We start from the raw sequence: 25,321 nt of genomic DNA, 5'->3' as shown, positions 1-25,321 counted from the left end.
CGGTTTTGTTTCCGATGCGGCTTTCCCTTCTCCCGCAAGGGGGAAGGAGAGGCGCTAACCCTTGCCGCTCCAAGCCGCATCGTTTAGGAAACGCCCGCCCATTACTAGAGAAGATCATCCCATGGCCGACAAATCCGAAAAGACGAAAGCGCGGCTGCCGCGCGGTTTTGCCGACCGCAGCGCCGAAGACATCCGCGCCGTCGAGAAGATGATGGCGACCATCCGCTCGGTCTATGAGCTTTACGGTTTCGAACCGGCCGACCAGCCGATGATCGAATACACCGATGCGTTGGGCAAGTTCCTGCCCGACCAGGACCGGCCGAACGAAGGCGTGTTCTCCTTCCAGGATGACGATGACCAGTGGCTGTCGCTGCGCTATGATCTCACCGCGCCGACGGCGCGGTTCGTCGCCGAGAATTATGACAAGCTGCCGAAGCCCTATCGCAGCTATCGTTCCGGCTGGGTGTTCCGCAACGAGAAGCCCGGCCCCGGCCGCTTCCGCCAGTTCATGCAGTTCGACGCCGACACGATCGGCACGCCGAATGGTGTGGCGGGCGTCGCCGCAGATGCCGAGATGGCGATGATGATGGCCGATGTCATGGAGGCGCTCGGCATCAAGCGCGGCGACTACATCATCCGCGTCAACAACCGCAAAGTGCTGGACGGCGTGCTGGAGGCGATCGGCCTCGGCGGCGACCAGAATGCGGGCCGTCGGCTAACGGTGCTGCGCGCCATAGATAAGCTCGACAAGATCGGACCCGAAGGCATCGCGCAGTTGTTGGGCGCAGGCCGCAAGGACGAAAGCGGCGACTTCACCAAGGGCGCCGGCCTCGAACGCAAGGCGATCGAAACGGTTCTCTATTTCATGAATTGCGAACCCGGCTCGGCGGCCGGCGAATGGCGCAAGCTGGAAGCCGCCACCGACATTTCGCCGAATGCCGCTCAGATCCGCTGGCTGAAGACGCTGGACTATTTCGCCGATACCGGCCGCGAAGGCGTCGAGGAATTGGCGGCGATCGCGGCCATGGCGGATGCCGCCGGCTACGCGGGCCGCGTGCTCATCGACACCTCCGTCGTGCGCGGCCTCGAATACTACACCGGCCCGGTCTTCGAGGCCGAGCTGCTGGCCGAGATCCCCAATGATGAAGGCCAGATCGTGCGCTTCGGCTCGGTCGGCGGCGGCGGCCGTTATGATGGGCTGGTCTCGCGCTTCCGCGGCGAGCCGGTGCCGGCGACCGGCTTCTCCATCGGCGTCTCCCGGCTGATGACGGCGCTGAAGAATCTCGGCAAGCTCGACATCTCCGATGTCGTCGCGCCGGTCGTCGTGCTGGTTATGGACAAGGATACGGAAAGCCTCGGTCGCTACCAGAAGATGGTCGCCGACCTGCGCGCCGCCGGCATCCGCTCAGAAATGTATCTCGGTGGCGCCGGCATGAAGGCGCAGCTGAAATATGCCGACCGTCGCGGCAGCCCGGTCGCCATTATCCAGGGTGGCGACGAGCGCGCCAGGGGCGAGGTGCAGATCAAGGACCTGATCGAAGGCGCGCGTCTGTCGGCCGAGATTACCGACAATGCCGAGTGGCGCGCAGCGCGACCGGCGCAGGTGACGGTGGCGGAGAGCGAGCTGGTTGGTGAGGTGAAGAAGATCCTGGCGGCGCAGGCCGAGGAGCGGGCACGTGGGAAGTAGAGGTCGCGTTCTGTCGCGCCCCCCTCTGTCCTGCCGGACATCTCCCCCTCTAGGGGGGAGATCAGATGTCACGCCGGCTTTCGCTAACCTTCAGCGTTGCAGGAAGAGGCGTGGCGCCCAAGCTGCCAATCTCCCCCTCAGAGGGGGAGATGTCCGGCAGGACAGAGGGGGGCGCCGTAGAGCGCTTGCTTTGGCGTTCTGGCACCCACCCCTCATCCGTCTCGGCGCTGCGCGCCGATCCACCTTCTCCCACAAGGGGAGAAGGGGAGGTGGCGCTTCATGACCACCCGCCCCGCCATCGCCGCCGACATCGCAAACCTCTTCGCCACCCGCGACACCCACGCGGTCGAGGTCGCCGTGCTGCAGCCGGCCGACCCGTTCCTCGACATGGCGGGGGAGGACCTGCGCCGCCGTATCTTCCTGACCGAGAGCGAGACCGGCAAGACGCTGTGCCTGCGGCCCGAATTCACCATTCCGGTCTGCCTCGACCACATCGCCAGCCAGGCCGGCACGCCGCGCCGCTATTCCTATCTGGGCGAAGTGTTCCGCCAGCGCCGCGACGGCGGCAACGAGTTCTTCCAGGCCGGCATCGAGGATCTCGGCGACCGCGACACGGCCGCCGCCGACGCCCGCTCGCTGGCAGACGCGCACGCGCTGCTGTCGCTGGTGTTGCCCGGAAAGTCGCTGGCGATCACTCTGGGCGACCAGACCCTGTTCGAGGCGGTGCTGGCGGCGCTCGGCCTGCCGCGCGGCTGGCGCATGCGCCTTGCCCGTGCCTTCGGCTCGGCACCGATGCTGGAAGCAGCCCTTGCCGATCTCGCCAACCCGCCGCGCAACAGCCAGCTCTCCGGTCCTGTCGCCCTGCTGGCGCTCGACGGCGATGCGGAAGGCCTCGCCGCGCATATTGCCGAAGGTATGGAGGAGGCGGGGCTGTCGGCGTCGTCCGGGCGCGCCCCGGCCGACATCGCGCGGCGCCTGATCGAGAAGGCGCAGCTGCGCAGCGTGCGGCTGTCCGATGACGCCTTTTCGGCGCTGAAGGGTTTTCTCGAGATCGACGTTGCGCTCGACGGCGCGACCTCGGCGCTGGAAAAATTCGCCGCCGATGCCGGCCTGTCGCTGGGACCGGCGCTGGAGAATTTCGCTGCGCGCGCCAAGGCGATCGAGGCGCATGGCCTGTCCGCGGCGCAAATCCGCTACGATGCCGCCTTCGGCCGTCCGCTCGACTATTATACCGGCCTCGTCTTCGAGATTGCCGCGGGCGATGGCGACCGCCCGCTGGTCGGCGGCGGCCGCTACGACCGGCTGCTGACGCTGCTTGGCGCGAAGAAGCCGATTCCCGGCGTCGGCTTCTCGGTCTGGCTCGACCGCATCGAAGCCTTGCGGGAGAACGCCAAATGATCACGCTGGCGATCCCGTCGAAAGGCCGTCTCAAGGAGCAGTCGCTCGAAGTGCTGGCCAAGGCCGGCCTTGCCGTCACCTTGCCTGAGGACGACCGCAAATATCGCGCCCGCATCGATGGTCTCGACAATGTCGAGGTGGCATTTCTTTCCGCATCCGAGATCGCCGGCGAGATCGGCCAGGGCGCGGTCGATCTGGGCATCACCGGCGAAGATCTCTTGCGCGAGAACCTCGCCGACTGGGACGCGCGCGCCGAGATCGTCGCGCGCCTCGGCTTCGGCCATGCCGATGTTGTCGTGGCGGTGCCGGACATCTGGCTCGACGTCGACAGCATGACCGACCTCGACGACGTCGCCGCCGATTTCCGCCAGCGCCACGGCCGGCGGCTCAGGATCGCCACCAAATACTGGCGGCTGACGCAGCAGTTCTTTTCGCTCAAGCACGGCATCCAGGTCTATCGCATCGTCGAAAGCCTCGGCGCCACCGAAGGCGCCCCGGCGGCAGGCCTGGCGGATGTCATCGTCGACATCACCACCACCGGCTCGACGCTTCGCGCCAACCACCTCAAGGTGCTCGGCGACGGCACGATCCTGAAATCGCAGGCCTGTCTCGTCGCTTCGAGGAAGCAGCGTGCCGCGGCGGACGAGGGGCAGTTGCGGGAAATCGCCGCGAAGATGGCCGCGCTCATCGCCTAATCCCATACCTTCGGCGGGTTTCCACCATCCCGACAGGCTGATAGGCTGGCTTATCCCGGGAGGAGACGGCGATGGCGATCAAACTCGACGAGCTCATGAACGCCACCAATCTGCGCGGGCGCGGCGCCAGCGGCACCTTCATCGCTCCGGTTGGCGGCAAGGCGCATGTATCGGGCGACCGCTCGGTGGCCCTGCTCGACAAGACCATCCCTGAGTTGTTTTCCGACACGGTGGGCAGATACGCCACGCTCGACGCCGCCGTGTTCGTCGGCCAGGACAAGCGTTTCACCTGGAGCGAGCTGTCGGATGCGGTCGACGCCCTGGCGGCCGGTTTCCTGGCGCTGGGGTTGGCAAAAGGCGACCGCGTCGGCATCTGGTCGCCGAACCGCTGGGAGTGGCTGGTGACACAGTTCGCCACCGCGCGCATCGGCCTGATCCTCGTCAACATCAACCCGGCCTACCGGCTGACCGAGCTGGAATACGCGCTGAACAAAGTGGGCTGCAAGGCGCTGGTCACGGCGGCCCAATTCAAGACCTCCGACTATCTAGGCATGATCGAGACGCTGGCGCCGGAGCTCGCCACGGCCGAGCCCGGCAAGCTGAAGGCCAAGAAGCTGCCGGCGCTGAAGATCGTCATCCGTATGGGCGACGACAACTCGCCCGGCATGTTCAATTTCGGCGACGTGCTGGCCATGGCCGGCCGCGACGAGCATGACAGCCTCGACCGCATCTCCGAAGGACTGAAGCCCGGCGACGCCATCAACATCCAGTTCACCAGCGGCACCACCGGCGCGCCGAAGGGCGCGACGCTGACGCATTCCAACATCGTCAACAACGGCAATTTCGTCACCTCGGCCATAAAACTCACCGCCGACGACCGGCTCTGCATTCCGGTGCCGCTCTACCACTGTTTCGGCATGTCGATGGGCACGATGGGCTGCGTGTCGAAAGGCGCGACGATGGTCTTCCCGGGCGAAGGTTTTGACGCTGGCGCGACGCTGAAGGCGGTAGCGCAGGAGCGCTGCACCGGCCTCTACGGCGTGCCGACCATGTTCGTCGCCATGCTCGACCATGCCGATTTTTCCACTTTCGACCTCTCCAGCCTGCGCACCGGCATCATGGCCGGCTCGCCATGCCCGATCGAGGTGATGAAGAAGGTGGTGTCGCTCATGAATATGGCGCAAGTGACCATCGCCTATGGCATGACCGAGACCAGTCCCGTCTCTTTCCAGAGCAGCGTCGACGATCCATTGGAAAAGCGCGTCTCCACTGTCGGCCGCATCCATCCGCATGTCGAGGTGAAGGCGATCGCCGCCGACGGCGCCACCGTCGCGGTCGGCGAGCCTGGAGAGCTCTGCACGCGCGGCTATTCGGTGATGAAGGGTTATTGGGACGACATCGAAAAAACCCGCGAGACGGTCGACGCCGACGGTTGGATGCACACCGGCGATCTCGCAACAATAGACGCCGAGGGCTACTGCAACATCGTCGGCCGGGTGAAGGATATGGTCATCCGCGGTGGCGAGAACGTCTATCCGCGCGAAGTGGAGGAATTCCTCTATCGCCACCCCAAGGTCAAGGAAGTGCAGGTCTTCGGCATCCCGGACGACAAATATGGTGAGGAGCTCTGCGCCTGGATCGTGCTGAAGCCTGGCCAGATCGCCACCGCCGAGGAGATCAAGGCCTTCTGCGCCGGCCAGATCGCGCATTACAAGGTGCCGCGCTATATCCGCTTCCGCACCGAGCTGCCGATGACGGTGACCGGCAAAGCGCAGAAATTCCTGATGCGCGAGGCGATGGTGGAGGAATTGGGGCTGGTGGCGCAGAAGACGGCTTGAAACGGCATTCATGGACAACGAGTTTCCAAATTTCGCGGCGCTGAAAGCCGCCAAAATCGAAAACATAGATTATCGCATCGTCGTCCGGCGTGGCGCGCGAACCGGCGGCGCGATCGTCATCGCCCCGCATGGCGGCAAGATCGAGCCCCGCACCTCCCTGATCACCGAGACGATAGCCGGGGGCGATCTCGATATGTATTGCTTTGAAGGGCTGATGCCGGAAAGCAACCGGGAACTGCACATAACCTCCAGGAACTTCGACGAAGAGTCCGCGCTGGAGCTGTTGCGGACGAAGTCCACTGTCGTCGCCATCCACGGTCGCCAGGATCGGGACGATCTCGCGACAGTCTACATGGGCGGCAAGGACGCCGCGTTGGTTTCAGAGATAGCCTGGCGTCTGCAGGAGGCCGGCTTCCAGACAAAAAAGGATGATCATCCTTTTCCAGGCATCCAGGATTCGAACATCGTCAACCGAGGACTGACAGGGAAGGGAGCACAGCTGGAAGTGCCCTTCTCGCTGCGCCGTCGACTGGGGAACGAGCCGGAGCTTCTGGAGAAATTCTGCGGGGCGGTTCGCAGGGCCATCGAGGCATTCGACGCCAGAAATGGTGCCCGGCCCTCAATCGTGTTTTGAACGGTGCGCTTGGCCGCAAAGATGTCCGTGAGAGGTGCTCCTCACGCGCTTTTCCGCTAAGTTCGCGGGAAACGCGTGGCGTTCGGGGGCTTGAATGACTGGTTACGGGCGGCCGGTGACTTCCTACACGATGCCGTTGGCCGCGCTGGCGATGGCTCTCGCGGTGAGGGCCAGCGGCCTTTCGGTCGACGAAGGAGCGTTGAACGCCAGGATCCTCGTTGGAGCGCTGTCAAGCGTCATCATGTTCACCACCATTTTCGTGGTGCTCGACCATGCCGAGGCAGTCGCCCGGCGCGTGGGCGAGCCCTACGGAACATTGGTGCTGACTTTTGCGGTGACGGCGATCGAAGTGTCGATCATCGTCTCCATGATGCTGCATGGAGAAAACAACCCGACGCTGGCGCGCGAGTCCGTTTTCTCGACGGTGATGATCACCTCCACCGGCGTCGTCGGCATATGCCTCACGCTTGGCGGCTGGCGCTATCGCAAGCAGGCGATCCTTCGGCAAGGCACCAGCGCCTACCTGTCGGTTCTGATCGCGCTGACCGTGATGACGCTTATTCTTCCGACCTACACCCAGGCCACGGGCCCCGGCACGTTCTCGGCGGCTCAGCTTGGTTTCGTAAGTGTTCTTTCGGTGCTGCTCTATGCGAGCTTCGTGTTCGCCCAGACCGTCCGCCACCGGGAGGATTTCGTCCAGGGACAGGCGCACGACGCGGCCATGCGAATTGCCTCCCACGAAAGCGTTTCCGTCAGCGCCCTGTTACTGATGAGCGGGCTCGTCGGCATAGTCCTGCTCGCCGAGCAGGTCGCCGCAAGTGTCGAGGATGCGCTCGCCGCCTACCAGGTGACCCAGGCCGACAACATCGTGGGGGCATTGATCGCGGCACTGGTTTTGATGCCGGAGGCCATCTCGGCGATCCGCGCCTCCTTCAAGAATGAGCTGCAGCGAAGCCTGAACATCGCGATGGGCTCGGCCTGCGCCACGATCGGTTTGACGATACCGGCGGTCGCGGCCGCCAGCCTGCTGACGGGCAGGGGACTGACCCTGGGGCTTCCGGCCTCCGATGCCGTGCTTCTGGTGCTGGCGCTTTTCATATGCAGCGTGAGCTTCAGCACCGAAAGAACGACGTTCCTGACCGGCATGGTCCATATCGTGGTGTTTTTCACCTATTTGTTTTTGATCTTTGTGCCGTGAAACTGTTGCGGGCCGTCAGGCGCGGAGGCGCCTCACGCCGCCAACACCGCCCGATTCAGCCCGCGTATGATCCGCGCCAGCTCCACGCACTCGTTCTGACGCACCTTGTTCTTCCGCCAGGCCATGCAGATCATCCGCTGCGGCATCGGCTCCTGGAACGGCACGATCTTCAGGTCCGGCATGACGCCGGCGGCGCTTGCCGCCATTTCCGGCACCAGCGTGACGCCGAGCCCATGCGTCACCATCTGCAAAAGCGTCGTCAGGCTGGTGGCGCCGTAGCTTGCCATCGCCACCGGCCGCACATTGCCGCAGACCGCCAGCGCCTGCTCGCGCAGGCAGTGGCCTTCCTCCAGAAGCATCAGCCGCTCCAGCGCCGGGCTCTCCGGCGGCACCGGTGGCGAGGCGAAGGCCGGATCGCCGGCGGGAACGGCTAGGAAGAAGCGGTCGGGAAAAAGCCCTTCGGTGACAATCGCCGGCTGATCGAGCGGCAAGGCCGCGATGAAGGCGTCGAGCCGGCCCGACGTCGCATCCTCGACCAGGGACGCGGTCACCGCCTCGCGCAGTTCGAGCTGGAGGGCCGGATAGTGCTTCTTCAGCTCCGGCAGCACATGCGGCAGGAGGTAAGGCGCGACGGTCGGAATGATGCCCAGCCGGAAGCGCCCTTCCATGGTCGGGCGGCCGCGCCGGGCAGTCGTCTCGACGTCACGTATGTCGGCCAGAATGCGCTCGATACGCGGCTGCAGGGCAAGCGCCTCGTCGGTCATGCGCACCGTCTTGCCGCCGCGCTCGAACAGCAGGCAGTTCAGCCGCTCTTCCATTTCGGCGATCTGCGCGGAAAGGGCCGGCTGGCTGACGCCGGCAAGCTTCGCGGCGCGGCCGAAATGCAGCGCCTGCGCCAGCGCGTCGAAATATTGCATCTGCCGGACAGTGAGGCCAATCATAAGGAAATCCTATCAAATGAAACAGGAAAGGCAATTTGTCTTTATCGGCAGGCTGGCCTAGTCTGGAATCATTCCAGGTTGGCGCGGCCAATGGCTGCCTCCCGAAATTCGGGAAGAATCAACCTCGACAAAATTCAACCTCGGCAGAATCGGAGACTAAGATGGACGCCAAAACTGACGATAACAGCGCTGGCAAATGCCCCGTGGCGCATGGATCCGCCGGCCGGACCAACCGTGACTGGTGGCCGAACCAGCTCGACCTTGCTGTCCTGCATCAGCAGTCGAACCTCTCGGACCCGATGGGCGAAGATTTCGACTACGCCAAGGAGTTCGCAAGCCTCGACCTCGAGGCGGTGATCAAGGACCTGCACAAGGTCATGACGGATTCGCAGGACTGGTGGCCGGCCGACTTCGGCCATTACGGGCCGCTCTTCATCCGCATGGCATGGCACAGCGCCGGCACCTATCGCATCGGCGACGGCCGCGGGGGTGCCGGCGCCGGTCAGCAGCGTTTCGCGCCGCTGAACAGCTGGCCGGACAACGCCAACCTGGACAAGGCGCGCCGGCTGCTGTGGCCGGTCAAGCAGAAATACGGCCGCAAGATCTCCTGGGCCGACCTTCTGATCCTCACCGGCAACGTCGCGCTGGAATCGATGGGCTTCAAGACCTTCGGCTTTGCCGGCGGCCGCGCTGATGTGTGGGAGCCTGAGCAGGACGTGGACTGGGGCTCCGAAGCCAAGTGGCTCGGTGACGAGCGCTATTCGGGCGACCGTGAGCTTCGAGGCAATCTCGGCGCCGTGCAGATGGGCCTCATCTACGTCAACCCGGAAGGCCCGAACGGCAAACCGGATCCGATTGCCGCCGCGCGCGACATTCGCGAGACCTTCGGCCGCATGGCCATGAATGACGAGGAAACCGTGGCGCTGATCGCCGGCGGCCACACCTTCGGCAAGACGCACGGCGCCGGTGACGCCTCGCTGGTGGGCGCCGAGCCGGAAGGCGCTGGCATCGAGGCGCAGGGTCTCGGCTGGTCGAGCAAATACGCTTCCGGTATTGCCGGCGACGCCATCACCTCGGGTCTCGAGGTCATCTGGACGACGACGCCGACCAAATGGAGCAACAACTTCCTCGACAACCTGCTCAACTATGAATGGGAACTGACGAAGAGCCCGGCCGGCGCCTATCAATGGACGCCGAAGGGCGGCGCCGGAGCAGGCACCGTGCCGGACGCGCACAACGCCTCCAAGCGGCATGCGCCGGCGATGCTCACCACCGACCTCGCGCTGCGTTTCGACCCGGCCTATGAGAAGATCACGCGCCGCTTCCAACAGAACCCGGACCAGTTCGCCGACGCCTTCGCCCGCGCCTGGTTCAAGCTTACCCACCGCGACATGGGTCCGGTCGTTCGCTATCTCGGCCCGCTCGTGCCGAAGGAAGAGCTGATCTGGCAGGATCCGATCCCGGCCATCAACCATGAATTGGTGAGCGAGGCCGACATCGCTTCGCTCAAGTCGAAAGTCCTGGCTTCCGGCCTCTCCGTCTCCGAGCTGGTCTCGACCGCCTGGGCCTCGGCCTCGACCTTCCGCGGTTCCGACAAGCGCGGCGGCGCCAATGGCGGCCGCATCCGGCTTGAGCCGCAGAAGAACTGGGAGGTCAACGAGCCGGCTCAGCTCGCCAAGGTGCTGGCCAAGCTGGAAGCGATCCAGAAGGAGTTCAACGCGGCACAGACCGGCGACAAGAAGGTCTCGCTTGCCGACCTCATCGTGCTTGGCGGCGTCGCCGCGGTCGAGAAGGCGGCGAAGGACGGCGGCAACGAGGTCAAGGTGCCCTTCACACCTGGCCGTATGGATGCTTCGCAGGAGCAGACCGATGTCGCCTCCTTCGCGGCGCTGGAACCGAAAGTCGACGGCTTCCGCAATTATGCACGCGGCAAGCTGCCGATGTCGGTCGAAGCGATGCTGGTCGACCGTGCCCAGTTGCTGACGCTGACGGCGCCGGAGATGACCGTGCTGGTCGGCGGCCTGCGCGTGCTCGGCGCCAATGCCGGCGGATCGAAGCATGGCGTCTTCACCGACAGGCCGGGCCAGCTCACCAACGACTTCTTCGTCAACCTGCTCTCGATGGCGACCGTCTGGAATCCGACGTCCGGTTCCGAGCCGGGCTCGGAAGAGGTCTACGAAGCGCACGACCGCAAGACCAGAGAGGTGAAGTGGACCGGCACCCGCGCCGACCTCATCTTCGGCTCGCACGCGCAGCTGCGCGCGCTCTCCGAGGTTTACGGCTCGGCCGACGCCAAGGCGAAATTCGTCAAGGACTTCGTCAAGGCCTGGACGAAGGTGATGAACGCCGACCGCTTCGACATCGCGAAGTAAGGTCGTGCCTCCCAAGAAAAAGGCGCGGGTCATGCCCGCGCCTTTTTGCTTCTTGTCGAACTGCGATCAGTCTTTTTCGAAGATGCCGGCCTTGGCGACCACGCCGGCGATCGCCCCGCCGATCAGTGGCGCGACGATGAACAGCCAGAGCTGGCTGAGCGCGGCACCGCCCGAAAACAGCGCCGGGCCGATGGAGCGGGCCGGATTGACCGAGGTGCCGGTCACCGGAATCATGGCGAAGTGGATGCCTGCCAGAGTGAGGCCGATGACCAGGCCGGCGAAGGCGGTGGTGTGCTTGGCGTTGGTGACCCCGAGGATCACCGTGACGAAGGTGAAGGTGCCGATCAGCTCCCACAGGAAGGCCGAGCTCATGCCCCATTTCGTTTCGTCCCAGCCATTGGCGCCGAAGCCGCCGGTGTGGCCGCCCGCCTGGCCGGAAACGATGATCCACAGCGCCAGCGATGCGATGATGGCGCCGATGATCTGCGCGATCCAGTAGGGGACGACGTCCTTGGCCGGCATCCGCCCTGCCAGGAACACGCCGAGCGTCACCGCCGGATTGAGATGCGCGCCCGAGATCGGGCCGATCGCATAGGCCGCGGCGATCAGGCCGATGCCGAACGCCAGGCCGATGCCTTCCTGACCGAGCGGCAATGCGCCGCCGAAACCGCCCGTGACCACGGAGGCCGTGCCGATGAACACCAACAAAAACGTGCCGAGAACTTCTGCCAGATAAGTCTTCATTGCCCTCTCCTCATAGGATCCGTCGAAATCGCATTTCCCGCGTCGCGAATCACCGCCGGAAGAGTATTCCGGCCGGAAACACTTGGAAAGCTCAGAGGTTAAGCCGGTGGTCTTTCTTGAAAGTATCAATCAAAACATTAGAAATCTTTCATGTTCTGGTCGATTGTTCTTGTTTGCCGGCTGCGCCGCTCGCCATGGAAAAAGCGTTCGGCTAAATCGCCCGGTCTTGAAACGTCATTTCATCGGCAAATCGAACGGAACTGTTTCAATCCCGGCCTGAAAGGCTTTATGAGCGGGCTGGAACCGATTTGTAACAGCTACGGAAAACGGGATGCGACTGGGCGGAAGGCTGGCGGCGGCCATAGAGGTTCTTGAAGACATCGGCCGGCGCCATCGGCCGGTGGCCGACGCTTTGCGCGACTGGGGCCTGTCGCATCGCTTCGCCGGCGGCGGCGACCGCGCGGCGATCGGCAACATCGTCTATGACGCGCTGCGCCGAAAACGCTCAGCCGGCTGGCTGTTTGGCGACGACACCGCGCGCGCCATAGGCTTCGGCGCGCTTCTGCTGGAGTGGGGACAGACGGCGCAATCGCTGAATGACGCGCTGGACGGAGACAAATTCGCGCCGCCGCTGCTCAGCGCGTCCGAGTTGAAGGCGGTGGCCGAGCGCAGGCTTGGCGACGCCCCTGATGCCGTGCGGGCGGATGTTCCGGACTGGTGCGCGCCGCTGCTCGAGCAAGCCTATGGCGACGCCTGGGTCGAGGAAGGCGCCGCGCTCGCCCAGCGCCCGCCGCTGGATCTCAGGGTCAACACGCTCCAGGCCGATCGCGCCAAGGTGCTGGCCGAGCTCCAGGGTACGGGTGCCGCGCCTGCCGCGATCGCGCCGAACGGCATCCGTATCCCGCCGATCGACGGCGACGGCAGGCATCCGAACGTGCAGGCCGAGCCCGCCTTCCAGAAAGGCTGGTTCGAGGTGCAGGACGAGGGCTCGCAGCTTGCCGCGGCGCTCGCAGGGGCTGCGCCGGGCATGCAGGTGCTCGACTATTGTGCCGGCGCCGGCGGCAAGACGCTGGCGCTGTCGGCCGAGATGGACAATCGCGGCCAGCTCTTTGCCCATGACTCGGAAAAGGTGCGGCTGGCGCCGATCTTCGAGCGCATCCGCCGCTCGCACAACCGCAACGTCCAGGTCGTCAGCAAGCCAGCGGAGCTTGCGCCGCTCACCGGGCATATGGACCTCGTGCTGATCGATGCGCCCTGCACCGGCAGCGGCACCTGGCGTCGCCGCCCCGACGCCAAATGGCGTTTGACCGAGCGACAGCTCGATGCCCGAAAGGGCGAGCAGCAGGCGATCCTCGACACCGCGCAGGCCTTCGTCAAACCGGGCGGTCTGCTGGTCTATATCACCTGTTCGGTGTTCGATGCCGAGAACGGCGAGCAGGTCGCGGCGTTCCGCGAACGCCATGAAGGCTTCGCGCCGGTCGATCATCGCCAGCTCTGGGATAACCGCTTCCCCGACCACGCAGGAGCCGCGCGCATTGCCGGCGCCGGCGGCATCTCGCTGTCGCCGGCGCTGAGCGGCACCGACGGCTTCTATTTCCAAGCCTTGCGCAGGGCTGCCTGAGGACGTCGGCTTTTGCTGCGCTGCAACATAAGAGATTGCCTGTCTTGCCGGCCTCTGCAATAAGCTTCGCCAGCAAATAGGAGGCGAAGCTCCATGGCAGCCAAGATCGTACCCGCTCCCGACTTCGAGGAACGTGTCAGGGCCTCCTTCGCCCGGCAGAAGGCGATGGCGACGATCGGCGCCGAGCTGACGGTGGTGACGCCCGGCATCATCGAGATCGAGATGCCTTACTCGGCCGCACTCACCCAGCAGCACGGTTTCCTGCATGCCGGCGTCATATCCACGGCGCTGGACTCCGCCTGCGGCTACGCTGCTTTCTCGCTCATGCCGGAGAATTCCGGCGTGCTGACCATCGAGTTCAAGGTGAACCTGCTCGCGCCGGGCAGGGGCGAGCGTTTCCTGTTCCGCGGCTCCGTGACGAAGCCCGGCCGCACCATCATCGTCGCCGACGGCCAGGCCTACGCCTTCGCCGCCGATGGCGAGGCGAAGCTGATCGCCACCATGACCGGCACGATGATGACGGTGGTCGGCCGCGACGGGATCGAGGGGTGAGGAGCGGTCCGCGCAGCGGACGAAAAGCCCTAAAATGGGCTTTTCGAGCGACGAACGCCCGGAGCCATAGCGAAGGGCCGGTTGGCGGCGAGGGCACGTTGCCCCCTTTCTCTTCGTCGTAGCAAATAGGGGTAAAGCTGATGACTGTCGAAGTGTCACGCCTGTCGCAAAAATCCGTTCTCTTCGTCATGGCGGCGGAGGCTGAATACGGCCCGCATCTGAAAAACCTGTTCACGCCGCTGATGACCGGTGTCGGTCCGGTCGAGGCCGGTGTCCGGCTGGGCGCCGAGCTGGCCGTGCTGAAGGCCGAGGGGGCGCTGCCGGACCTGGTCGTCTCGTTGGGCTCGGCCGGCAGCCGCAAGCTGGAGCAGGCCGAAATCTACCAGGCCGTGTCGGTGGGCTATCGCGACATGGACGCTTCGCCGCTCGGCTTCGAGAAGGGGGCGACGCCTTTCCTCGACCTGCCGGTGACGGTGCCGCTGCCTTTCGTCATCCCGGGCATCAAGACCGCCTCGCTCTCGACCGGCGGCGCGATCATTTCCGGCGCCGCCTATGACGCCATCGACGCCGACATGGTCGACATGGAGACCTTCGCCTGCCTGCGCGCCTGCCAGCTGTTCGGTGTGCCGCTGATCGGCCTCCGCGGCATTTCCGACGGCGCGGCCGATCTCAGGCATGTCAACGACTGGACGGAATATCTGCATGTGATCGATGAGAAGCTGGCTGCGGCGGTGGGCTTGCTGGAGCAGGCGATCGAATCCGGCGCGATCCGACTGGGTTAGGCTCAAAAGCGCGTCGCGATCCTTCAGATTCGCTCCGTGCGCTTTAGGTTTTTGATTTTACGCATGTCTTTATCCCGAAACCGGTTCCCACTTCGGGAGACCTGCTTCAGGGGACCGAAAGCCGCAGCGCGGAGCCCATTGCGCCGACTCGTTTCTTTCTCTAAAGGCTCGCCATGACGACGACAGCCAATCATTCCGACACCGTTCTGATTGTCGATTTCGGCAGCCAGTTCACGCAGCTCATCGCCCGCCGCATCCGCGAGGCCGGCGTCTTTTCCGAGATCGTGCCGTTCCAATCGGCCGAAGCGGCCTTCAAGCGCATCAATCCCAAAGCGGTGATCCTGTCGGGCGGTCCGGCCTCGACCACCGACATCGGCAGCCCGCGCGCGCCGCAGATCGTCTTCGACGCCGGCGTGCCGGTGCTCGGCATCTGCTATGGCCAGATGGCGCTCTGCGTGCAGATGGGCGGCATCGCCGAAAGCTCCAACCATCGCGAGTTCGGCCGCGCCTTCGTCGAGATCGAGAAGGAGAGCCCGCTGTTCGAAGGCCTGTGGGCGCCCGGCCAGCGCCACCAGGTGTGGATGAGCCATGGCGACCGCGTCATCGAATTGCCGCCGGGCTTCAAGGTGCTTGGCAAGTCGGAAAGCTCGCCCTTCGCCATCTTCGGCGATATCGAGCGCAAGATGTACGGCATCATGTTCCACCCCGAGGTGGTGCATACGCCGGACGGCGCCAGGCTGCTCCGGAACTTCGTCCACAACATCGCCGGCATCGAGGGCGACTGGACGATGCGCGCCTATCGCGAGCACGCGGTGGAGACGATCCGCAAGCAGGTCGGCAAGGGCAAGGTCATCTGCGCGCTCTCGGGCGGCGTCGACTCCTCCGTCGCGGCGCTCTTGATCCATGAGGCGGTCGGCGACCAGCTGACCTGCATCCTCGTCGACCACGGCCTGATGCGCAAGGACGAGGCCAAGGGCGTGGTGGAGATGTTCCGCCAGCATTACAATTTGCCGCTGATCCTGGTCGACGCCTCCGACCGCTTCATCTCGGCGCTGGAAGGCGAGGCCGACCCCGAAAAGAAGCGCAAGACCATTGGGCGCCTGTTCATCGAAGTGTTCGAGGAAGAGGCGAAGAAACTCGGCGGCGCCGATTTCCTGGCTCAGGGCACGCTCTATCCCGACGTCATCGAGAGCGTCTCCTTCTCCGGCGGCCCGTCGGTGACGATCAAGTCGCACCACAATGTCGGCGGCCTGCCCGAGCGCATGAACATGAAGCTGGTCGAGCCGCTGCGCGAACTGTTCAAGGACGAGGTGAGGGCGCTGGGCAAGGAACTCGGCCTGCCCGAAAGCTTCATCGGCCGCCATCCCTTCCCGGGGCCGGGCCTGGCCATTCGCTGCCCCGGCGGCATCACCCGCGAGAAGCTGGAGATCCTGCGCGAGGCCGACGCCATCTATCTCGACGAGATCCGCAAGGCCGGCCTCTACGACGCCATCTGGCAGGCCTTCGCGGTGCTGCTTCCGGTGCAGACCGTCGGCGTGATGGGCGATGGCCGCACCTATGAATTCGTCTGCGCGCTGCGCGCCGTGACTTCCGTCGACGGCATGACGGCCGATTTCTACCACTACGACATGAACTTCCTCGCCGCCGCCGCCACCCGCATCATCAACGAGGTCAAGGGCATCAACCGGGTCGTCTACGACGTTACGTCGAAGCCGCCCGGCACAATCGAGTGGGAATGAGGCGGCATCGTTCTCTGGCTTTCGGTGGCTATCTAGGAAAGCTCCGTAAACCTCTGAAGTAAATTAATTTTTCCTTCCGGGTCTATCGCCAACTATCACCCCTAAGCGGAAGCATCTGACGGTAAATCTGACGGTACGCTCTTTTCTGTCCTCCCTCTTGCCGCCCAATACCGTCATGGCGCCGATTTCTAGGTCATCCTAATTTTTCCCACCAACCGTTTGAAATACAAGGATTACCTTCAAAGGTTGACGGTAAAATCATTGACGGTAAAATTGACGTTAGCTCGATTTGTTTTTCCCAATTTTTTGTGGAGCCATGTTAACCGACATTGCACTTAAGAAGCTGAAACCAAAGGAGAAAATGTACAAGGTTTCCGATCGCGACGGTATGTACGCGACGGTTTCTCCAACGGGGCAGATTGCATTTCGGTATGACTACCGGATGAACGGCCGGCGGGAGACTCTGACGCTGGGCCGCTACGGTGAGGGAGGTATCACGCTGGCGGAGGCGCGCGACCGCTGCATCGCAGCGCGGAAGATGGTGGCAGCCGGAAAGTCTCCCGCGCAGGAAAAGCAGCGCGAAAAGCATCGCCTGTCAGCCACGGCGACGTTCGGCGATGCAAGTAGACGCTGGTTCAAGGACGCAAAGATGGCGGAGAGCACCCGTTCGATGCGGAAAGCGATTTTCGATCGAGACATTTTGCCGATTTGGCAGAAAAGGCTCCTAACCGAGATCACATCTGACGACCTGCGGGCACTCTGCGTGAGGGTGAAGGACCGCGGTGCGCCTGCCACAGCCATTCATATCCGGGATATCGTTAAGCAGATCTATGGTCACGCCATTCTGCATGGCAAAAAGATTAGCAATCCTGCGGACGAAGTGGGGCCGGCCTCGATAGCCACGTTCGAGGCGAAAGATAGGGCACTATCGCCCGCAGAGATCCGGATCATGCTGAAAGAGTTGGAGAATGTGCCAACGCTGCCGACCATTCGGCTTGGCCTAAAGCTTATCTTGCTCACGATGGTCCGCAAGGGTGAACTGCTCGACGCAACGTGGGACGAGGTCGATTTCGAGAACGCCGTCTGGAATATCCCAAAAGAACGCATGAAGCGGAAGAAGCCGCATAATGTGTACCTGTCACGGCAATCACTCGACATCATGATAGCGCTTAAAACTTGCGCGGCTAATTCGCGGTATGTGCTGCCGTCTCGCTACGATGCCGATGAAACCATATCACGCGCGACCTTCAATCGCGTAACTGCAGCGATTGTCGAGCGGGCAAGGAAGCAAGATCTTCCACTTGCGCCTTTCACGGTGCACGATCTCCGGCGCACCGGGTCTACACTTTTGAACGAAATCGGGTTCAATCGCGACTGGATTGAAAAATGTCTTGCCCACGAAGACGGCCGCTCATCGCGCGGTGTCTACAACAGGGCTGAATATGAGTTGCAGCGTCGTCATATGCTGCAGGAGTGGGCTGATATGGTGGACTCGTGGACGGCAGGCAGGAAGCATACGCCTGCACTTCAGCCGCCTACAGGAGCAGCGATTACTCTCGATCCGATTTGACCGGTCGGGTCTTTCGTAGTCTTACGTTGGGAGCTGGCCGGCTCTCGCTTTTTCCCGCATTTGACGCGTTCCGCCGCTCTTCGATCCAAGCTTCGACTTCTTCCAAGTCCCAGACAACACAGCGCGGGCTGAGATTGAAGCGGCGCGGGAATTCGCCGCGTTGCTCCATCTCATAGATTGTCGTGTCGGACAGCGGAACGATCTCTCTCAGCTGCGGCCGGCGTATGGTTCGCATTACCCTACTCGTCGCAATGTGGGGCAGAGTCGGAAGCAGGCCCTGCTGGCGATTTGTGGTATCCTCCGGTTTGTCGAACTCAGAAGACTGTTGCTGTTTGACCATTTGCGACACCCGAAGGGTTGGTTGTCGGTCAACAGTCACGCAAATATCCGAAGTCTCGTATAGCCTTCAATTACGACCTGATATCCCCGCTAGCGAAACGCCTTACAGTTTGTAGATATGTCTCGACCGCACCAGCAAACCAGTACCGCCAGTTCATCTGCCCGTTCAGGTCTTCGGACGCCCCGCGCAATGGTCAGTTTTGGAAGCGGAGCGCCTTCGCCAGCTATGCCGATCAACTGGGCGAGGACAAAAATTGGTTTGCATCACGAGGCTCGCCACTCGCTCTGGTGTAGGCGTGGGATAATAGGATCGAGTTCTTCCTGCTCTAAGTGTTTTGCATCAGGCTTTGCAAGGTACGCGATCAAATCAAAGAGGACCGATCCTTCAGCCTTGGCTACTCTGCTTGCCGTTTGATCTGGTTTACTACCGTGCTTTTCGGCCAAGTCGACGGTCATGAGGTGCGGGAGTAGCCTGCGGCCGAATGCTCTCTCAACTGTCAGGAAGATCCAGATGCCATCGGGATCGATGTCAGACCAGTGGTAAAAGGGTACGGCGTCGGGAATGCGACCGGCGATCAAGCCGAATGCCTTCTGAACTCCCGTCGACGGATAGCCGCCGCCGTAGATGACAAGTCCTCGGCGGTCCGGATCTGCCTCAGTCACGTGCCTGACGAAGCTCGTGTAGTTCTCTACTACGAGGACGTATTCCGGCGTGCGGCTGAAGCCGACGGTGCTGATGGCATCTGCGGGGACGCCGAGGAAGGATACGCCAGGTTGGGATGCTCCAAAAGTGATCGGTCCTGAAAGGAGGAGGGGAGGAGGCACCTTTTCCAGCCCAAGTGCACCGAGTGCTTCCCGGGGCGTGGCGCCCTCCGGGATGTCCGCGCCAACACCTCGAAGGACCTTTGCGACGGCTGCCTCCAGCCGTTCCAATGCTTTGCTATCGGAAACGGCCCTTCTGGAGAAAGTGCGATAGTCCAGTCCTAAATGTTGCCGTCTGTATATCGCTTGCGCGAGGAGTAGCGCTCGCTCAAGCGAATCTATGTCGCCGGGAGCAATGCCCGTCCACCGCCGATTTCTGGACCAGGCTTGAGCAGCTTCCCGCGCATGCTCAGCGAACGGGGCAGACAGCTCGGTCCGACGAAATAGATCCTCGAGCGCTGACGCCGAGCGCTCGCTGGAAGGTATTCGTTCGACGAAACAGTAGAGCCTCGCCACGTCGGCGATGCGCACGAACTTGATTTCGCCGGCTCGCCGGCGCCCCATCTCCATTCGAAGCTCGATTGCACCCGCCCGGCTTGCCTCTTCCAACTTCTTCCGAAAACGGTCAGCCTCCACGATATTCGAAAAAGCGCCGTTGTCAGGATAAGCACGTGCGCCTGTTCGGCCGTCCTCGTGCCTATCCAGCAGATGGGAAAGAAGCGCAATCGGATCGGTGAATTTCACTCGGCTGCCATCCTACGCAGCGCTTCCTCATCCATAAGTTCGGGATTGATCCGCTGCAGCTCCTTGCGAGCTTTTTCCTTCACCTGAACTACTGTCGTTTCCGATTGTCCGTTGCCAATATTATCCACTTCGACGATGGCATGCATGTAGCCAAGCAAAGAAGGCCTCCGTTCTGGTGGTGCAGCGACGATCACCTGCAGGCCAAGACTCTCATAGAAACTCATCATCTGCCGCTGGTTCTTGCCGTCCAACTTGGCAAAGGCTTCATCGAAGACGGCGAGTGCCATTCCAAGTTGCGATCCCGATCTTCCTTCGGCGGTCCCATAAACGGAGGCCAGCGAGGCACCGATGGCCACATAGAGCGGGACTTGTTGCTCGGCGCCAGAGCCCGTGCCGCGGCGAGTTTCCCACCGTGTCTTATGCCCGGTATCGAGATTCTCCATGTGAATCTCGAAAACGAAAAAGCTCCGATAATCCTCAAAGCTGTCGAAGTCTGTATCGGGATCCTCCAGGATGCGCTTCACCTCGTCGAGCACGGGTTTGTGGGGGGAGCCATCGGGTATCTCGCCCTTGAACAGAAGATCTAGCGCATCCTCTGAAGTCACGTAAATCTCGACCGCTTTCAAGATCGGCGCGAACTGAGCCACTTGCGTCCTGCTGAACGAATATCGCTCGCCATGGAATGTGTGATTACGGAGGCTATAGTTCAGCGAGTCGATATCTCTCTTCAGTTTGGAGATGCGTGAGTGGAGAGAGTTGACGAACTCGCCGCGAAAGATAGACGAGACTCGCTCGGAAGCTTCAGCTGCCAGTGCTTCATGCCGCGTGAGCTCGTTCTCTTCGATATCGCGAAGCGTGGCCTCCACCCAGGGCAGTATATCCTTCAGGATGTCGCTTTCAGCTCCGACCTCCGAGCTTATGGGAGCGATGTCAAAATAGCTCCTCATGGCGGCCCGCACATTCCTGTCGGCCTCCATCATTCTGTCTTTTGCCTGTTTGGAGCGATCCTCCGCGCGCTGCCCAATCGCACGATGGATCGCGGCTAGTGCTTCGTAACGGGCGGATGGATCAGTTGGGATTTGTTTACCGGCGATCCTCTCCCGGTACCTGCGGTTGGCCGGGAGTGGGGCCGTCAAGCGCCAGTTGTGTTGGAACATGCGGCGGGCGAGATTCCGCGAATGGCGCGAACCCTCTTGGTTGGTAAGGCCCGTGAGCGTCTTTCTCGCGGTTTCAGCTTGTTTCTGGTAAGCGCCCTGCCTCTTCTGGATTGAGTTGAGCTCGACATTTCTGGCCTGGACATAGGCCTGCTGAACCTTCTTCTTCTCCTCAAGCTCATATAGGCGTTTCAGGTCGCCTTGATCGACCGCCTCCAGCCTGGATCGAGCCTCTCCTGCCAGCCTCTCCTGCGCTTGTGCTCTTTCAAGCAGGCGTGCAACTGTCTCACTGTCCGCAGGCGAAGCTACGAAAGCGGCGGAGCGGTCAACCTCGGAAAGGATGCGCCTGCGCTGGGATAGGGTTTCGATTTCTTCCTGCAGCACTTCCAACCGCCTTTTCTGCTCCAGGAAAAGTTGCTCCTGCGCCGCCCTACCGATCTTGAGGCGGTCGGCTTCCTCCAGGCGGGTCCCTCGTAATAGTCCATCATCATAAAGGCCATCAGCCATGAGGGCACGGCCGGGTTGGTTAAACTCCTCCATGGTGCGGGCCAGTCGCACATTGCCATATCTGCGCTGCAGGAAGGCGACTGCGTCTTTGTCATCGGACCTGAAAAGCGAAGGGAACCAACCTGACTCGACAGGATCTTTGTATCGCTCGAGCTTGTTTAGGCTGACCAGGGAAGCCTGGCGTAGATCCCGCCTGTTTTCTCTCAGGATCGTCGTCGCCATGTGGATATGGTCGCGATCGACGAAGATCGCTTCCCTATCTCGACCGAGAAGACCTTCAGCCGCTTGTCCCCAGTCCTTGTCGGTAAGGTCTATGATGTCGCAAAGCGCTCTCGGAACCATCCCGGCCATGCGAAGGAGCCTCATCAACTCTCGGGTATGGTCGCCGAGGTGAGAATCCCGTGAACCGGAAGCGGCCGCCTCGATAGATCGAGACAGCTTGTCGACCTCCTCATTCTTGGTATGCCAAGCGGCTTCCGCCTCGCTGCGCGCCCTGCCAATTCTCTCGGCGATGACGGGGAGCGAAGCCAGGAACGCTTGTTCGATCACTGTGGTGGCTTCCGTGTTCCCGCGCTTGACCGCCTCGGCCACCGCGGAGGCGTGAGCAGCCAATTCGCGGGAGCTTACATCACCCTTTCCGAGTGCTTCGGCCGCGGCTGCGATCCGCTGCATGTGCTTCACTCTTTCAGAGACCCGTTTGAGGCAATCTGCGGCGGAAAAGGAATGACTTTCGGCCATCTTCGTAAGATCGTCGATGCCCACCTTGGCTTTGATCGCTTCGATCTGCTTGATGATGCGGTGCACATCCTGGGTCGCTTCGGTGATCGAACTGTTCAGATCGTTGATTTCCTCGCTCTCTGCCAGAAGAGATGCCTCGGCTTCCTTGACCTCTTCTTCGAGTGCCCGCATCGCCGCCGAGGCCGCGAGGTACCTCGCCTTGCGACTGATCCAATCCTCCTCGACGTGTTCGTTGAGGGAGTTTCTAAAATCTTCCGCTCGCGCCTTGACCACTTTCAGGCGCTTCGCACGCTCCCGCATGTTCTTGATGGTCTGGTTGACTTGCCGGTAAGTCTTCAGTGACTCTCGCAGTTCACCGATCCTCATCGGAGACTCCTCGAGGATATAGTTCCTGACGAAGTCAGTTGCGGACAGGCCCTGATTGAGCGTCATGCCGTTCACAATCGCCTTTGCAAGCGCGGCGGCGTTTCCGGAAGTCGGTGCCGATCGTGGAACCAAGTCACGCATATATTCCCGGATGTGGTCCGTGGCGCTGTCGCGATGGTTTACGAAGCCGCCACCGCATTCCCTCTCCAGTGCTTGTCTTACGTCCTCCCATTGCGCGAATTCTTGCCGTCCTTCCCGCTCGCGCAGGAAATCGGCCGTAGTCAATACTTTGCCGCGGACGACGAAACGGCCAAGTACGGTCTCGGCTGGTTGTGTCTTCCTTGCCTCCATGGCGAGGCCTATCGTCAAGTCGGGCTTCACTCCATCGGCGTCGCGAAAACTAATCGCCACGTAGGTAAGGCAGGCTTCGCGCCGAAAATCGCCCTCTCCACGGGCACCGAGGCAGTACCCCTGTACCGTGCGCCTCGGACCGCTTCTGCGACGACTCTCACCAGCGACTGGGTTTAGGTTCATGTAGCGTCCGCTGGCGCCGGTGAGCACCACCTGGATCATGTCCAGGATTGTTGATTTGCCCGACGCGTTTTCGCCAAGGAAACCGACGTGGCCGCCAACCGGAATATCTTCGACAGTGAATGAATGCCAATTCACCAGCGTGAGATGCACGAGTTCCATCATTGCACTTTTTCCTCGACGGGACCGAGCTGGCGGGGCTCATAGTCTTCTAGCGCAACCTGCTCCTCAATGCGCCTCAACGCGTCGGATCCGGAAACAAGCTTGATTATCGGCCGAACCACCACCTCCCGATCCTGAAGGACACGATCGAACTCTCCGAGCCAGATCAGGTTACGCGCAGCAAGATCCTCAAGAATGTCTTGGAACCTGGACTGGGACACAAGCATCTTTGTGCCCCTTTCAGCCATTTCCCTGTATTTCTCATAGAGGACGTTAAATGTGGTCAAGACCGTCGCACGTTCTTCCACGTTGCCCTGGTTCGCTTCGTCCTGCCAATGAGCAGCTGCCACCAGAAGCACGATAGTTTCGTCAGCCTTCATTTTTGGGGTTGACGACATCTCCTCGTCCTCCAGCACGATCCCCGCCCATTGTTCGTCTTGCTCGCGGTGGACGCGGTAGCCGATACAATCAAAGAAATTGTCGATCACTCTTCTGAAGCGACTATCCATAATTACATCATAGACGGTCGCCACACCCCGATCTCCCGAATAAACGAATTGATGACGGAGGAGGTATCGGCAAGCTTTTCTGAGATCGGCACCCTTGTCCGAGCCATACCGGGATTCTAGCTCTTCGAACTCAGTCAGCATCGACGCCTCCAGCCGCGACAGCCCTTCTCCGGATGAGGAAGTTACCGCACCTCAGCCAATCGCTATCGTGCTCCGGTCCTTCAGCGTCATTCGTGATCTCAAACTCGGCCGCGATATAAGCCGGCAGGTCGCCGGGTTTCGTGAACCGTCGGATCACATCGAATGCAATGAAGGAATCCACGTTTGCTATCTCCAAGAAGCGCGCCTCTTTCGTTACTGCGAACGGAACTTGGTCACGCAGCCATCGCAGTAGTTGTCTTTCGTCTGGAATGATTCGTTCCAAGTATTGCTTCTTGAGTTTCTTACGCAGCGCCAGCAATGGATCCACCACTTTGGGTGGGACCGCCATTGACTCCAGCGCCTTACGTGGTTGCCGCGGTTGCGCGAGATGCCTTTCCGACCAAGGCGTACGCGTCGGTTCGACCGGGAGGGGTACCCAAGCGAACTCAGAAAGAGCGGGGCGCTGATCCATCACCTTGTGGAGCCGATGAATGAGCGATGCAGCCCGGCTTGAAATGCCACTGCTCCCTTGTTCCGCGTATTTGACCGTGTTGCGAAGTCGCTGTTCAAGCTGCCTGCGAAAGATGGCGATCCGATCGAACATCTCGCCGATGCCATCAAAGACTTCCTGAATCGACAGGAGGTCGCTCTCTGCGGTTCTAAGCCCGTTATCGAGGATGTCAGCCATCCCGCTCTCGATGTAGCCCCCGGCGATCGTATTCATGATTTCGGGATCGACAGAGATCGCGCGAGCCAAATCAAGGATGTGATCTTTGAATCTAAAGGGATGATTGAAGGTGTGAATGGCTTGGAAGTCCTTCAGGACCAACTCGCCGATGAATTCCTGAAAGTAAGCGTCTACTCTCTCACGCATGCTCCGCGATTCCATAATGGTCCGGCGGATTCGCCTCAGATCGGAGAGGATGGCCCTAAGCGTCTTGAGAAAGGCGGTGGAATGTTCTCGCGCTTGCACCACAGCATATGCAGCATCCACTGCGTCCTTTCCTGACGAGTCCGGCTGGAGTCTCGCCGCCAGTTCCAAACTTTGTTTCACATTGACGACAATCCCACCAAAGCGCTGGCTCACGTCGGATTTCAGGCTGGACAGGAGCTGCATGACCAAGCTTGCCCCCATGGGCATATCTACGGTCACCCTCAGGCCAAATTCTTCCTCTTCGAGCCAACCGGTCTGGATGAGTTTTTGGTAAGCAACGCTCGCGACCCGCAACGCTGTTTCCGCAGCCTCGTTCGCCTCCCCTGCGAACTTCAGACGCCGACGGCGCTTTGACACCAGGTCGGGAAGGCCTTCACCAACATCGTCGCCCTCGGCAAGAAGCTCAGGCTTTCGCTTGATGAGATCGTAGATTGCGTGGACAACTTCCTGAGGGGTAGGGAAGGATGCTCCACGAGAGAAGAATCGCTCGTAGGTATCTAGTAACGCCGCCTCATAGAGGAACCGGAATTTGCGCGAAAAGATCAGAAACGCGTCATCATTAAGATAACGAAAAAGTGCCATTTGTGGCGTTTACCCCCAAGCTGCCCGGTCATTTTTATGCCACTGCTTAGTGAGTCAAACAACCCGAGAAAGGCACGTAAAGAACAATATTTGACGGTTTTCGAAGCAACATCTTTACTTACCGGGCCGCCAATTGTCGTC

Annotated in this window: 19 protein-coding genes; 12 read left to right on the top strand and 7 right to left on the bottom strand. The window is 61.6% G+C overall.

Annotation, left to right across the window (positions count from 1 at the left end):
- Nucleotides 1-121: 121 nt before the first annotated feature.
- From hisS to RFM41_RS15215, 6 genes are all read left to right on the top strand, one after another.
- A complete protein-coding gene (gene hisS / locus RFM41_RS15240) occupies nt 122-1,687 on the top strand; it encodes a histidine--tRNA ligase (RefSeq protein ID WP_320249900.1) in 1,566 nt (521 codons plus the stop codon).
- Nucleotides 1,688-1,966: 279 nt separating this feature from the next.
- Nucleotides 1,967-3,085 carry an ATP phosphoribosyltransferase regulatory subunit gene (locus RFM41_RS15235; RefSeq protein ID WP_320249898.1) on the top strand — a complete coding sequence of 373 codons (1,119 nt, stop codon included), beginning with the start codon at nt 1,967-1,969 and terminating at the stop codon, nt 3,083-3,085.
- Nucleotides 3,082-3,780: an ATP phosphoribosyltransferase gene (hisG, locus tag RFM41_RS15230; RefSeq protein WP_320249896.1), complete on the top strand. Its 699-nt coding sequence runs from the start codon at nt 3,082-3,084 to the stop codon at nt 3,778-3,780. The genes RFM41_RS15235 and hisG overlap by 4 nt, the downstream gene beginning before the upstream one ends.
- A gap of 71 nt (nt 3,781-3,851) precedes the next feature.
- Entirely contained in the window at nt 3,852-5,618 is a 1,767-nt protein-coding gene (locus tag RFM41_RS15225) for an AMP-binding protein (RefSeq protein WP_320249894.1), read from the top strand.
- 10 nt (nt 5,619-5,628) lie between these two features.
- Nucleotides 5,629-6,252 carry a poly-gamma-glutamate hydrolase family protein gene (locus RFM41_RS15220; protein WP_320249892.1) on the top strand — a complete coding sequence of 208 codons (624 nt, stop codon included), beginning with the start codon at nt 5,629-5,631 and terminating at the stop codon, nt 6,250-6,252.
- Nucleotides 6,253-6,493: 241 nt separating this feature from the next.
- Nucleotides 6,494-7,450 carry a calcium:cation antiporter gene (locus RFM41_RS15215; RefSeq protein WP_320319275.1) on the top strand — a complete coding sequence of 319 codons (957 nt, stop codon included), beginning with the start codon at nt 6,494-6,496 and terminating at the stop codon, nt 7,448-7,450.
- Between the two features lie 32 nt (nt 7,451-7,482).
- Here the strand turns inward: RFM41_RS15215 and RFM41_RS15210 are convergent, their stop codons facing one another.
- On the bottom strand, nt 7,483-8,391 hold the full coding sequence (locus RFM41_RS15210) for a hydrogen peroxide-inducible genes activator (RefSeq protein ID WP_320249888.1): 909 nt from the start codon (nt 8,389-8,391) through the stop codon (nt 7,483-7,485).
- Nucleotides 8,392-8,552: 161 nt separating this feature from the next.
- On the opposite strand from RFM41_RS15210, the gene katG reads away from it, so the two are divergent.
- Complete coding sequence (katG, locus tag RFM41_RS15205; protein WP_320249886.1) at nt 8,553-10,763, top strand: catalase/peroxidase HPI; 2,211 nt, start codon at nt 8,553-8,555, stop codon at nt 10,761-10,763.
- 66 nt (nt 10,764-10,829) lie between these two features.
- Here the strand turns inward: katG and RFM41_RS15200 are convergent, their stop codons facing one another.
- On the bottom strand, nt 10,830-11,507 hold the full coding sequence (locus RFM41_RS15200; protein WP_040997556.1) for an MIP family channel protein: 678 nt from the start codon (nt 11,505-11,507) through the stop codon (nt 10,830-10,832).
- 331 nt (nt 11,508-11,838) lie between these two features.
- On the opposite strand from RFM41_RS15200, the gene RFM41_RS15195 reads away from it, so the two are divergent.
- The 5 genes from RFM41_RS15195 to RFM41_RS15175 all read left to right on the top strand — a co-directional run bounded on the left by RFM41_RS15195 (nt 11,839) and on the right by RFM41_RS15175 (nt 17,771).
- Nucleotides 11,839-13,128, top strand: coding sequence for an RsmB/NOP family class I SAM-dependent RNA methyltransferase (locus RFM41_RS15195; RefSeq protein WP_320249885.1), 1,290 nt, complete (start codon nt 11,839-11,841; stop codon nt 13,126-13,128).
- A 93-nt stretch (nt 13,129-13,221) separates the two neighbouring features.
- Nucleotides 13,222-13,680, top strand: a complete 459-nt coding sequence (locus RFM41_RS15190; protein WP_040990706.1) for a PaaI family thioesterase — start codon at nt 13,222-13,224, stop codon at nt 13,678-13,680.
- 140 nt (nt 13,681-13,820) lie between these two features.
- On the top strand, nt 13,821-14,462 hold the full coding sequence (locus RFM41_RS15185) for a 5'-methylthioadenosine/S-adenosylhomocysteine nucleosidase (protein WP_320249884.1): 642 nt from the start codon (nt 13,821-13,823) through the stop codon (nt 14,460-14,462).
- A 173-nt stretch (nt 14,463-14,635) separates the two neighbouring features.
- Entirely contained in the window at nt 14,636-16,201 is a 1,566-nt protein-coding gene (gene guaA, locus RFM41_RS15180) for a glutamine-hydrolyzing GMP synthase (RefSeq protein WP_320249883.1), read from the top strand.
- Between the two features lie 316 nt (nt 16,202-16,517).
- Nucleotides 16,518-17,771, top strand: a complete 1,254-nt coding sequence (locus RFM41_RS15175; protein WP_320249882.1) for a tyrosine-type recombinase/integrase — start codon at nt 16,518-16,520, stop codon at nt 17,769-17,771.
- Here RFM41_RS15175 and RFM41_RS15170 read toward each other — a convergent pair.
- From RFM41_RS15170 to RFM41_RS15150, 5 genes are all read right to left on the bottom strand, one after another.
- Nucleotides 17,752-18,006 (bottom strand): helix-turn-helix transcriptional regulator, encoded by a 255-nt coding sequence (locus RFM41_RS15170; protein ID WP_083354661.1) that lies wholly within the window; start codon nt 18,004-18,006, stop codon nt 17,752-17,754. The genes RFM41_RS15175 and RFM41_RS15170 overlap by 20 nt on opposite strands.
- Before the next feature lie 368 nt (nt 18,007-18,374).
- A complete protein-coding gene (locus RFM41_RS15165; RefSeq protein ID WP_320249881.1) occupies nt 18,375-19,556 on the bottom strand; it encodes a Wadjet anti-phage system protein JetD domain-containing protein in 1,182 nt (393 codons plus the stop codon).
- Nucleotides 19,553-23,017, bottom strand: a complete 3,465-nt coding sequence (locus RFM41_RS15160) for an SbcC/MukB-like Walker B domain-containing protein (RefSeq protein WP_320249880.1) — start codon at nt 23,015-23,017, stop codon at nt 19,553-19,555. The genes RFM41_RS15165 and RFM41_RS15160 overlap by 4 nt, the downstream gene beginning before the upstream one ends.
- The gene (locus RFM41_RS15155; RefSeq protein WP_320249878.1) at nt 23,014-23,664 is read right to left on the bottom strand and encodes a DUF4194 domain-containing protein; all 651 of its coding nucleotides are present in this window, start codon (nt 23,662-23,664) and stop codon (nt 23,014-23,016) included. The genes RFM41_RS15160 and RFM41_RS15155 overlap by 4 nt, the downstream gene beginning before the upstream one ends.
- Complete coding sequence (locus RFM41_RS15150; protein WP_320249877.1) at nt 23,654-25,180, bottom strand: Wadjet anti-phage system protein JetA family protein; 1,527 nt, start codon at nt 25,178-25,180, stop codon at nt 23,654-23,656. The genes RFM41_RS15155 and RFM41_RS15150 overlap by 11 nt, the downstream gene beginning before the upstream one ends.
- Between the last annotated feature and the right edge of the window lie 141 nt (nt 25,181-25,321).

This window comes from Mesorhizobium vachelliae (assembly GCF_033977325.1).
GTDB lineage: Bacteria > Pseudomonadota > Alphaproteobacteria > Rhizobiales > Rhizobiaceae > Mesorhizobium > Mesorhizobium vachelliae.
Note: the sequence above shows the minus strand (reverse complement) of the source record. Positions and strands in the feature narration are given on the sequence as shown.